The sequence below is a fragment of the Streptomyces longispororuber genome, assembly GCF_014656095.1.
Classification (GTDB): domain Bacteria; phylum Actinomycetota; class Actinomycetes; order Streptomycetales; family Streptomycetaceae; genus Streptomyces; species Streptomyces longispororuber.
Genome location: NZ_BNBT01000203.1, coordinates 1 through 12,085 on the forward strand (window position 1 = coordinate 1; position 12,085 = coordinate 12,085).

At 74.0% G+C, this 12,085-nt stretch carries 4 protein-coding genes; 2 read left to right on the forward strand and 2 right to left on the reverse strand.

Annotated elements, in window-relative coordinates; genetic code table 11:
- Positions 1–93 precede the first annotated feature (93 nt).
- Both IE330_RS35320 and IE330_RS35330 read left to right on the forward strand, forming a co-directional pair.
- Positions 94–9,690 carry a non-ribosomal peptide synthetase gene (locus tag IE330_RS35320; RefSeq protein WP_229926149.1) on the forward strand — a complete coding sequence of 3,199 codons (9,597 nt, stop codon included), beginning with the start codon at positions 94–96 and terminating at the stop codon, positions 9,688–9,690.
- A 134-nt stretch (positions 9,691–9,824) separates the two neighbouring features.
- Positions 9,825–11,054 carry a cytochrome P450 gene (locus tag IE330_RS35330; RefSeq protein WP_190140273.1) on the forward strand — a complete coding sequence of 410 codons (1,230 nt, stop codon included), beginning with the start codon at positions 9,825–9,827 and terminating at the stop codon, positions 11,052–11,054.
- 162 nt (positions 11,055–11,216) lie between these two features.
- Here the strand turns inward: IE330_RS35330 and IE330_RS35335 are convergent, their stop codons facing one another.
- Together IE330_RS35335 and IE330_RS35340 are read right to left on the reverse strand one after the other, a co-directional pair.
- Complete coding sequence (locus IE330_RS35335; RefSeq protein WP_190140274.1) at positions 11,217–11,636, reverse strand: cold-shock protein; 420 nt, start codon at positions 11,634–11,636, stop codon at positions 11,217–11,219.
- A gap of 145 nt (positions 11,637–11,781) precedes the next feature.
- The coding region (locus IE330_RS35340; RefSeq protein ID WP_229926150.1) for a hypothetical protein at positions 11,782–12,085 on the reverse strand (304 nt) is incomplete at its 5' end.

The window sequence follows — 12,085 nt, forward strand, 5'->3', positions numbered from 1 at the left end:
CTCGACGACGTCCTCGCCAAAGCCCTCGACCTCCTCGCCCCCGGCGGCCGCATCATCGTCGGCGACGTCCGCAACGCCGGCACGCTGCGGCTGATGCGCACCGGCGTGCAGCGCACCCAGTACCCGAACGAGGCGCCGGCGGCGGCCCACGCGGCCATCGCCCGCTCCATCCTCACCGAGCCCGAACTGGTCCTGGACCCCGAGTGGTTCACGCAGTTCGGCGAGAAGCACGGCGCGGGCGTCGTCGACATCCGCCTCAAGCCGGGCCACGCCCACAACGAACTCACCCGCCACCGCTACGAGATCTTCGTGCACAAGGACCCGGTGGACGCGCTGGACGTGACCGACGCGCCCGCCGTGGACTGGGGCCGTCAGGTCGGGGACCTCTCAGCCCTGGAGGAGCTGGTCCGGGCCGAGGCCGGTCCCGCGCTGCGCGTCACCGGCATCCTCAACGCCCGCCTGACCGAGGAGGCCGGCTGGGCCGCCGAGGTCGGGATCGCCGAGGCGCCGGCCGCGACCGGGCCCGCCGTCGACCCGCAGGACCTGCACGAGTGGGCCGCCGAGCGCGGCTGGAGCGTCCTGACGACCTGGTCGGCGGCGGCCGGCGAGTGCTTCGACGCGCTCGTCCTGACCGACGCCGAGGCCGTCACCCGCCCGGTGCGGGGCGCCTTCGTCCCGTCGCGCCGCGCCGACCTGTACCTGTCCAGCGACCCGGCCGCGGCCACGCAGATCGGTGTCCTGGTCGGCTCGTTGCGCGGCTACCTCCAGGAGCGGCTGCCCGCCCACCTGGTCCCGGCCTCCGTGGTGGCCATCGCCTCGGTGCCGCTGGCCGCCAACGGCAAGCTGGACCGCCGGGCGCTGCCCGCCCCCGACCTGTCCGCGCAGGCCGGCGGCCGGCCGCCGCGCACGCTCCAGGAGGAGCTGCTGTGCGACCTGTTCGCCGAGGTCCTGGACCTGGAGCGGGTCAGCGTCGACGACAACTTCTTCGACCTGGGCGGCCACTCGCTGCTCGCCACCAAGCTCATCAGCCGCATCCGCGCCACGCTGGGTGCCGAGGTCGAGCTGCGCACCTTCTTCGCCCACCCGACGGTGGCGGGGATCGTGCCGCACCTGGACGGCAGTGCCCGCACCCAGGCCCCGCTGGTGCGCGTCGCCGAGCGGCCCGAGCACCTGCCGCTCTCCTTCGCCCAGCAGCGCCTGTGGTTCGTCCACCAGTTCGAGGGCCCGTCGGCGACGTACAACATGCCGATCGTGCTCCGGCTGAGCGGTGACCTCGACGTGCCGGCGCTGGAGACGGCCCTGGCCGACCTCGTGGCCCGCCACGAGACCCTGCGCACCCTCTTCCCCGCGGTCGGCGGCAAGCCCGAGCAGCGGATCCTCTCCCCCGAGCAGGCGCGGCCCGCGCTCGCCGTGCACGAGGTCGACGGCGAGGACGAGCTGGCCGAGGCGCTCACCGCGGCGGCCCGGTACGCGTTCGCCCTGGAGGACGAACTGCCGTTGCGCGCGCAGCTCTTCCGCAGCGGCCCGCAGGAGTCCGTGCTGTCCCTGGTGGTCCACCACATCGCGGCCGACGGCTGGTCCTACGCCCCGCTGGCCCGGGACCTGGCCGCCGCCTACACCGCACGCGTGGGCGGCACGGCCCCCGAGTGGACCGAACTGCCGGTGCAGTACGCCGACTACACCCTGTGGCAGCACGAGCTGCTCGGCGACGAGGCCGACCCGGACAGCCTGTTCAACAAGCAGTACGCCTACTGGGCCGAGCAGCTCGCCGGGCTGCCGGAGAAGGTCACCATCCCCACCGACCGGCCCCGCCCCGCCGTCCTCAAGGGCACCGGCGACCTGCTCCGCTTCACCCTGGACGCCGAGCTGCACCAGGGCGTCGCGGAGCTGGCCAAGGCCACCGGCACGACCCCCTTCATGGTGCTGCAGGCCACCATGGCCGCGCTGCTGACCCGCCTGGGCGCGGGCACCGACATCTCGGTGGGCAGCGGCATCGCCGGACGGACCGACGAGAACCTGAAGGACCTGGTCGGCCTGTTCGTGAACCTGCTGGTGCTGCGCACGGACACCTCCGGCGACCCGACGTTCGCCGAGCTCCTGGCCCAGGTCCGCAAGACCAGCCTGGCCGCGTACTCGCACCAGGACATCCCCTTCGAGTCCCTGGTGGAGAAGCTCAACCCGGAGCGCTCGCCGTCCGTCCACCCGCTGTTCCAGATCGCCCTGGCGCTGCAGAACAACGAGGCGGCCCAGTTCGAGCTGCCCGGCCTGCGCGTGCGGGCCGACGGCTCCGGCACCGGCACCGCCCGCTACGACCTGCTGCTCAGCCTCGACGAGACGTTCGAGGACCGCACCACGCCCGCGGGCATCTCCATCGCGGCCGAGTACTCCACGGAGCTGTTCGACGCCGCCACGATCGAGACGCTGATCACGCGCTGGAAGCGGCTGCTGACCACCGCGGTCACCAACCCCTCGCACCGCATCAGCTACGCCGACCTGCTCACGCCCGAGGAGCGCCGCCAGTTGCTCGCCGCCGAGCGGGAGCAGCCCGAGCGGGTGGCCGCGCAGGCGACCTTCCCGGAGCTGTTCGCGGCCCGGGTGCAGGCCGCGCCCGAGACCCTCGCGGTGGAGTCGGCCGACGACGCCTGGACGTACGCGGAGCTGGACGCGCGGGCCAACCGCGTCGCGCACTGGCTCATCGCCCGCGGCATCGGGGTCGAGCAGCAGGTGGCCGTGGCCATGCCGCGCTCGGCGCAGCAGGTCGCGGTGGCCCTGGGCATCCTGAAGGCGGGCGCGGCGTACATGCCCGTCGACCTGGACTACCCGGCCGAGCGCATCACGTACATGGTCGACGACGCCGCCCCCGCCGCCCTGCTGGTGACGCGGGCCGCGCTGGAGGACCTGCCGGAGAACCTGGCCACCGACGTCGTGGCCATCGACACGCCCGAGGTCCGGGCGGCCTGGCAGGACAGCCCGGACAGCGCCCCCGGCACCGGTCCGCGCCTGGAGCACCCGGCGTACGTCATCTACACCTCCGGCTCCACGGGCCGGCCCAAGGGCGTCACCGTCACCCACGCGGGCATCGCCGCGCTCAGCCACTCCACCCAGGAGCGGCTCGGCATCACCCCCGACGCGCGCATCCTGCAGGTCGCGGCGCCGAGCTTCGACGCCGCGTTCTGGGAGCTGGTGCAGTCCCTGACCACCGGCGCGGCCCTGATCGTCCCGGCCCAGCGGCGCCTGGTCGGCGACGACCTGGTGCACGCCCTGGCCGAGCGCCGCGTCACGCACGTGATGCTGCCGCCCAGCGTGCTGGCCGCGCTGCCCGCCGACACCCCGCGCTCCCTGAGCGACCTGCGCACCGTCACCGTGGGCGGTGAGGCCTGCCCGCCGGGCCTGGCCGCCGCCTGGTCGCCCGGACGGCGCTTCGTCAACGCCTACGGCCCCACCGAGACCACCGTCTGCGGCTCCCTCTCCACGCCCCTGACCAGCGACCACACCCCCATCGGGACCGCCGTGGCCGACAACCGGGTACGCGTCCTGGACGAGCAGCTCGCCCCGGTGCCGCAGGGCACCCCCGGTGAGCTGTACGTGGCGGGCCCGAGCCTGGCCCGCGGCTACCTGGGCCGCCCGGCCCTGACCGCCGAGCGCTTCGTCACCGACCCCTACGGCCCCGCGGGCTCGCGCATGTACCGCACCGGCGACGTCGTGCGCCGCGGCGCCGACGGCCAGCTCGAATACCTCGGCCGCAGCGACGACCAGGTCAAGCTCCGCGGCCTGCGCATCGAACCCGGCGAGATCGAGGCGGCCCTGGCCGAGCACCACAACGTCGCCCAGGCCGTCGTCCTGGTCCGCGACGTGCGCGGCACCAAGCAACTGGTCGGCTACGTGGTGCCCGTCGGCGCCCGCGAGACGACCGACGACTTCGACATCACCGCGGGCGTCTCCGCCAAGGAACTGCGCCGCTTCGCCGCCGGCCGCCTGCCCGAGTTCATGGTCCCCTCGGCCTTCGTCCTCCTGGACGAACTGCCCCTGACGCCGAACGGCAAGCTCGACAAGGCCGCGCTGCCCGAACCGGAGGTGCCCGGCGGCGCCTACACCGCGCCGCGCACCCCCGAGGAGCAGGCGCTGGCCGCCGCGTACGCGGAGGTCCTCGGCCTGGAGCGGGTCGGCATCGACGACGACTTCTTCGCCGTCGGCGGTGACTCCATCCGCTCCATCCAGGTCGTCTCCAAGGCCCGCGCCCACGGCATCGAGATCACGCCGCGGCAGGTCTTCGAGTGCCGTACGGTGGCCGCCCTGGCCGTGGCCGCCGCGACCGGCGGGACGGCCGCGGCGGTCCGCGAGGAGCTGGCCGGCGGCGGCGTGGGCTGGATGCCGCTGCTGCCGGTGGCCCGCTACATCACCGGCCTCGGCGGCGGCTTCGACCGGTTCGTGATGTCGATGACGGTGAACCTGCCGCGCGGCATCGACGAGAGCGGTCTCGCGGCCACGCTGGCCGCGGTCGTCGACCACCACGACGTGCTCCGCGCCCGCCTCGTCACCACCGGCGAGCCGGGCCTGGAGGTGGCCGAGCCGGGCACCGTCGACGTGGCCGCCCTGATCCGCCGTGTGCCGTGCGCCGGTGACTGGCAGGACACCGCCTGGCGGGAGCAGGCCAAGGCCGCGCTCGACGCGGCGGTGCGGGAGCTGGACCCGGCGTCCGGGTCGATGGCCCGGTTCGTGTGGTTCGACGCCGGTCCCGAGACCTCCGGCCGCCTGATCATCGTGCTGCACCACCTGGTGGTCGACGGCGTGTCCTGGCGCATCCTCACCCCGGACCTCGCCGAGGCCTGGGAGCAGGTCCGCGAGGGCCGCACCCCCGCGCTCGCCCCGGTGCCCACCTCGATGCGCCACTGGGCCCACGCCCTCACCGAGGAGGCCGCGTCGCCGCGGCGCACGGCCGAACTCCCGCTGTGGCAGGACATCGTGGAGGGCCCCGACCCGCTGATCGGCTCCCGGCCGCTCGACCCGGCCGTCGACACCCGCGCCACCATGGAGACCGTGGAGGTGCGCCTCGCCCCCGAGGCCACCGAGGCGCTGCTCACGTCGCTGCCCGCCGCGTTCCACGGCGGCCCCAACGACGGCCTGCTGAGCGCGCTCGCCCTGGCCCTGACGCAGTGGCGCAGGAACCGGGGCGTCGACGAGACCGCCGCGTCCTCGCTGCTGCTGCGCCTGGAGGGCCACGGCCGCGAGGAGGCCGCGGCGCCGGGTGTCGACCTGTCGCGTACGGTCGGCTGGTTCACCAGCATGTTCCCGGTCCGGCTGAGCGTCGACGGCTTCGACGTCGCCGAGGCCGTCGCGGGCGGACGCTCCGCCGGCCACGTCATCAAGGCCGTCAAGGAGCAGCTCAACGCCGTCCCCGACAAGGGCATCGGCTACGGCCTGCTGCGCCACCTCAACCCGGAGACCGCCGAGGTCCTGCGGGCGCACCAGGGCGGCCAGGTCGCCTTCAACTACCTGGGCCGGTTCGCCCAGGGCGACCAGCCGGGCGGCGGCGGGAGCTGGGCGATCGCCACCGACATGGAGGGCATCGCCGCCGACCTGGACGCGGACATGCCCGCCCTGGCGGCGGTGGAGATCAACTCCTTCGTGGTGGACACCGCGCGGGGCCCGCAGTTCAGCGCCTCCATCGGCTTCCCCGCCGGGCTGCTCGCCCGCGAGGAGGCCCAGGAGCTCGCCGACCTGTGGCACACCGCCCTGGAGGGCCTGGCCCGGCACGCGGCCCAGCCCGGCGCGGGCGGCCTGACGCCGTCGGACGTCGCCCTGGTGCGGGTGCGCCAGCGCGACCTGGAGCTGTGGGAGGAGCAGTACCCGGGCCTGCGGGACGTGTGGCCGATGACGGACGCGCAGTCCGGTCTGCTCTTCCAGAGCCAGCTCGCCGACACCTCCTTCGACGCCTACCACGTGCAGTTCGCCATGCACCTGTCCGGTGCGGTGGACCCGGAGCGGATGCGGGCGGCCGGACAGGCGCTCCTCGACCGGTACGCCAACTTCCGTACGGCCTTCGTGGCCTCGGCGGCGGGCCAGCAGGTCCAGCTCGTCCTGGACCACGTCGAGCTGCCCTGGCGGGTCGTGGACCTGCGCGGCCTCGGTGAGCGGGAGCAGGAGGAGGCGTTCGACGAGCTCCTCGCCGAGGACCAGCGGGCGCACTTCGACCCGGCGGTGCCGCCGATGATGCGGATGATCCTGGTGCTGCGCGCCGAGGACCGCTCGGAGCTGGTGTTCACCGTCAACCACGTCCTGTTCGACGGCTGGTCCTTCCCGCTGATGCTCCAGGACCTCATCCGCGTCTACGCGGCGCACGGGGACACCTCCGCGCTGCCGCGGGTGCGCCCCTACCGCGACTTCCTGGCCTGGCTCGGACGGCAGGACCAGGAGGCGGCGTTCGAGGCCTGGGCGCGGGAGCTCGACGGGGTCGAGGAGCCGACGCTGCTCGCCCCCGCGGCCGCCACCACGGCCGTGCCCGAGGGGCAGGACGCGACCGACCACGTCGACCTGCCGCTGCCCGCCGGGATCGGGCAGGAGCTCCAGCGCCGCGCGGGCGAGCTGGGCATCACGCTCAACATGCTGCTCCAGGGCGCGTGGGGCGTGGTCCTCGGGCACCTGACCGGGCGCCAGGACGTCGTCTTCGGTACGACGGTCTCCGGCCGCCCGCCGCAGGTGCCGGGCGTGGACGAGATGGTGGGCCTGTTCATCAACGCCCTTCCGGTGCGGGTGCAGTACACGCCGCGGGACACCCTCGCGGACCTGCTGACCGGGCTCCGTGAGCGCCAGGCGGTGCTGATGGACCACCAGAACCTCGGCCTGACCGAGATCCACCGGGCCGCGGGCGTGGGCACCCTGTTCGACAGCATGATCATCTTTGAGTCCTTCCCGATCGACCGCGAGGGCATGACCGAGGCGCACGGCGAGGCCGGCGTCGAGATCACGGGGATGCGCATCCACAGCAGCACCCACTACCCGATCACCCTCGGGTCCGACCCGAACCTGAGCATGGCGGTCCTGGAGTACCGCAAGGACCTGTTCGAGCGCCCGGAGGTCGAGCGGATCGCCGCCTGCCTCGGCCGGGTCCTGGAGCAGCTCGCGGCCGACCCGCACACGCCGCTGGCACGCCTCGACCTGGTGGCGGAGGCCGAGCGGGAGCTGGTGCTCGGCCGGTTCAACGACACCGCGGCGCAGGTGCCGGGGCGCACCGCGAGCGCCCTGGTCGAGGAGCAGGTCGCCCGTACGCCGGAGGCCACCGCGGTCGTCCACGAGGGCGAGCGGCTCACCTACGCGGAGCTGAACGCGCGGGCCAACCGCCTGGCCCGGCTCCTGACCGCGCGCGGCATCGGGCCGGACTCCCTGGTGGCGGTGGTCCTGCCGCGCACCCCGGAGCTGGTGGTGGCGCTGCTGGCGACGCTGAAGTCCGGCGCCGCCTACGTACCGGTCGACCCCGGCTACCCGGGCACCCGCCTGCGGCACATCCTCGACACGGCCGGGCCCCGGCTGATCCTCACCGACTCCACCGCGGCCGGGGTCCTGCCGGAGGGCGTGCACACCGAGCGCCTGCTGCTGGACGAGGCGGACGTGTCGGCGTACGCGGACACCGACCTCGCCGACAGCGAGCGCACCGGCGTCCTGCGTCCGGACCACCTGCTGTACCAGATCTACACCTCGGGTTCGACGGGCCTGCCCAAGGGCGTGGGTCTGACCCACGCCAACCTGGTCAACGCCCTGCACGGCATGGTGGACGAGGTCGGCCTCGACGGGGGCCCGAAGATGCTGGCGAGCACCTCGATCGGCTTCGACGTGGCCAGCTTCGAGCTGTGGTTCACCCTCACCCGCGGCGGCAGCGTGGAGCTGGTGCGCGACGTCCTGGCCCTGGCCGAGCGCGACCACTGGGACCTGGACGTGATCAGCTCGGTGCCCTCGGCCTTCGCCGAACTCGTCGACCAGCTCGGCGAGCGCGTGACGCCCAAGGCGCTGCTCTTCGGCGGCGAGGCCCTGACCCCGGCGCTGGTGGACCGCATCCGCGCCCAGTGGCCCGAGGTCCGCATCGTCAACTGCTACGGGCCCAGCGAGGCGTTCTACGTCACCTCGCACGTCCTGGACCCCCAGGCCTCCTACACCGGTGGGGTGCCGATCGGGCGGCCGCTGAACAACCTGCGCGGCTACGTGCTCACGCCGTCCCTGGCCCCGGTCGGCCCGGGCGCGGTCGGCGAGCTGTACCTCGCCGGAGCGGGCATCGGGCGCGGCTACCACGGCCGGTCGGCACAGACCGCCGAGCGCTACCTGGCCGACCCGTTCGGCCCGGCGGGCGGCCGCATGTACCGCACCGGCGACCTGGCCCGCTGGACCGCCGACGGGCACCTGGAGTACCTCGGCCGCGCCGACTCCCAGGTGAAGATCCGCGGCTTCCGGATCGAGCCGGGCGAGGTCGAGGCCGCCGTGGCCGCGCACCCGGAGGTGGCCCAGGCCGCGGTCGTCGCGCGCGGCACCGCGGGCAGCAAGCAGCTCGTCGCCTACGCGGTCCCCGCCCCCGGCGCCGAGCTGGACGGGGCCGCACTGCGGGCCTTCGTCGCCGAACGCCTGCCCGACTACATGGTGCCCGCCGCGTTCGTCACCCTGGAGCGGCTGCCGCTGTCCCCCAACGGCAAGCTCGACCACAAGGCGCTCCCGGCGCCCGAGCTGACCGGCAGCGCGGCCTACCGCGCCCCGCGCACCCCGCAGGAGGAGGTGCTGGCCGGCCTGTTCGCGCAGGTCCTCGGGGTGGAGAAGGTCGGCGTCGACGACAACTTCTTCGACCTCGGCGGCCACTCGCTGAGCGCCACGCGCCTGGTCAGCCGCGTCCGCGCGGTCCTCATGGTCGAGGTGCCGATGCGGACGGTGTTCCAGGCACCCACGGTCGCGCAGCTCGCCGCCCGCCTCACCGCGGGCGCCGAGGGTGCGGAGGAGACCGAGCGCACCGACCCGTACGGGGTCGTCCTGCCGCTGCGCGGCGGCGGCACCGGGACGCCCGTGTGGTTCATCCACCCCGGCTTCGGCCTGTCCTGGTCGTACCTGGGCATGGCGATGCAGCTCGGCGACCGGCCGGTGTACGGCATCCAGGCCCGCGGCTACGACGGCTCGCCGATCCCGGAGAGCTTCGAGGCGATGGTCCTGGACTACGTGGAGCAGATCCTCGGCGTCCAGCCGGAGGGCCCGTACCACTTCGTCGGCCACTCCATGGGCGGCACCCTGTCCCACGCCGTCGCCGCCGAGCTCCAGCGCCGCGGCCACGAGGTGCCCTTCGTCGCGCTCCTCGACGCCGCGCCGACGACGGCCTTCGTCGCCGAGGACGTGGTGCTCGACCGGACCGTCGGGCGGGACTTCCTCGCCGGCTACCTGCCGGGCGAGGACGACGACGCCGACCGGCGGACCCTCATCGAGAACGGCGCCCTGATCATGTCCGAACACGTCCGTCTGGCGCGGGAGTTCACCCCGCCCGTCTACCGCGGCACGGCGCTGTACTTCAACGCGACGCTGAGCCCGGAGGCCCAGGCCGCGTTCTGGGACCCGTACGTCGAGGGCGACGTGCGCGCCCACGACATCCACTCCACGCACTTCGGCCTGACCGCACCCAAGGTCGCGGCCGAGATCTGCGACGTCATCAACCGCCACCTCGCGGACTGACGGAGCAGCACCGCGGTGCCGGGCCCGTCCGACCGGGCGGGCCCGGCACCCACCCCGAGCCCTTCACCTGCCCCGCGCCCCTCGCCCGCCCCGCGGGGGGCCGCGCGCGGCGAACCGAGAAAGAGAGAACGAGCGTGACCGAGCAGATCCTCCACCTGAGCAACAAAACCGTCAGCAACCCGGCGGAGTACGGCCCGCTGCGCGAGCGCGGCCCGCTCTTCCGGGCCTCCATCGAGGGCCTGGAGTCCCCGGTCTGGTTCGTCGCCGGCTTCGACGACTGCAAGGAGATCCTGCACGACTCCCGCTTCATCCGGGACCAGTCCAAGCTGCCGGGCGCGGAGGGCCCGAGCCTCACCGACGAGATGCTGGCGCAGGTCGGCATGCCGCAGGAGTACTTCAAGTACTTCGGCCTCCTCGGCCTGTCCGACGGCGAGGAGCACACCCGGATGCGCAACGTGGTCGCGCGCGCCTTCACGGCCCGCCGCGTCAACGCGCTGCGCCCGAGCCTGGAGAAGAACGCCGCGGACATCTACGCCGCGCTGGCCGAGAAGAAGGAGGGCGACCTGGTCTCGGAGCTCGGCTACCCGCTCACCAGCGCCGCCATCTGCGAGCTCATGGGCGTCGAGGCGGCCGACGTGCCGCTGCTCCAGGGCTGGATCATGGAGTTCGTCTCCTACGACACCGAGCGGCTCGTCCCGGCCATCACCAACATCGTCGAGTACTACAAGGACCTCATCGCGCGCCGCCGCGCCGAGCCGACCGACGACCTCATCTCCGAGCTGGCCAAGCCCGGCGGCCCCGACCAGGACCTGCTCTCCGACGACGTGATCATCGCGATCTTCATGCTGCTCACCAGCACGGGGATCGCGCCGCCCGCGCACTTCCTCGGCCAGGCGCTGCTCGCCCTGCTCACGCACCCCGAGGAGCTGGAGAAGCTGCGCGCCCAGCCCGAGCTGCTGGCCCGGCGGGCCGTGCCGGAGCTGATCCGCCACGCCACCTCCGTGCCGACCGGCGGACCGCTCTACGCGGCCGAGGACTTCGAGTTCCGTGGCTGCCCGGTCAAGACGGGCGACGCCGTCATCCCGTCCCTGGTCGGCGTCAACCACGACCCGCGCCAGTTCGACGACCCGCTGAAGCTGGACCTCGCCCGCGACCTCGGCCCCGGCGTCGGCCACCTGTCCTTCGGCAGCGGCGCGCACTACTGCACCGGCGCGGCCCTCGCCCAGCTCGAGACCGAGGTCGTGATCAACACGTTCCTGCTCCAGAACCGCACCATGGAGCTCGCGGTCGACCCCGCCGAGCTCCAGTACTTCGACGTGCCGGGCAAGGGCACGGCGCTCGGCGCGCTGCCCGTCCGCTTCTGACGTCTCCGACGCCGCTCACGTCCCCGCAGTCCCCTACGAGCGCGAGGCCGTCCCGACCCACACCCCAGGGTCCGGACGGCCTCGCGCTCGTCCGGCGTCCGGACCGGGGGCGGGCCTGCGGCCGCCGGGGCGGCCCGGCCGCCCGGTGCCCCGGACGGTGGCCTACGACGCGATCCAGCCGTGGTCCCGCACCAGCTCGAGGACGCAGGCGCGCACGCGCTTGATCTGGTCGCCGGTCAGCGAGTCCACCGAGTCGAGCAGGGCCTCCGTGAGCTCGTCGACGAAGTCGTCGGCCGCTGCGGCGGCCCCGTCGCCGGTGGCGGCGGGCGCGGGGCGGACCGCGAGGTGTCCGCGCTGCAGTTGGTGCGACGTCGACTGGTGCACCAGGCGGATGTTCGACGCCTTGGGTCCCTTGTCGCCCATCTCCATGAAGAACTCGACCACGCTGCCTTCCTGGTAGAGGTACTTCTCGTCCACCAGGTCGTTCGCGTGCATGAACACGTCCTCGTCGCCCGTCTCCGGGGCGATGAACCCGTAGCCGCGGACCTCGTCGAACCGCAGGACCTTCCCCACCGTCAGCACACCCATGCCACCACACCTCGCCACGACCTCTGGAGGGTCCCACCCTGCGTGGGCCCCCGCGGATGCCGACATCCGCCCGACGAACCTACCCTGCCCGGCACGGCGGCCCGCAGGGGGTGCCCCGGGGGGGGCCGCGCGGGACCGGTCACGCGGACGCGCCCCGCTCCGCCCGGTGCTGCCGCAGCGCGCTCTCGGCGCAGGCGACGACGCCCTCGATCGAGCCGGGGTCGGGCGTCCAGCAGTCGCTGACCAGGTGCACCGCCTCGTCGGGCAGCGGGCGCCGGACCCGGGGCGCCACCGTGGCGGGGTCGTGGCCGGGGCGCCACACGTGCCACGCCCCGTCGTGCGGCGGCAGGCTCCAGTCCTGCCAGCGGGCGGCCAGCGGGGCCGGCAGGCCGGGCAGCCCGTGCACGCGCTCCACCAGGCGGTGCGCCCGCTCGACGAGGGCC

What these genes read in the sequence shown, in the direction of transcription:
- IE330_RS35320 (WP_229926149.1), top strand. Translation starts at nt 94, where the DNA reads ATGCGCACCGGCGTGCAGCGCACCCAGTACCCGAACGAGGCGCCGGCG.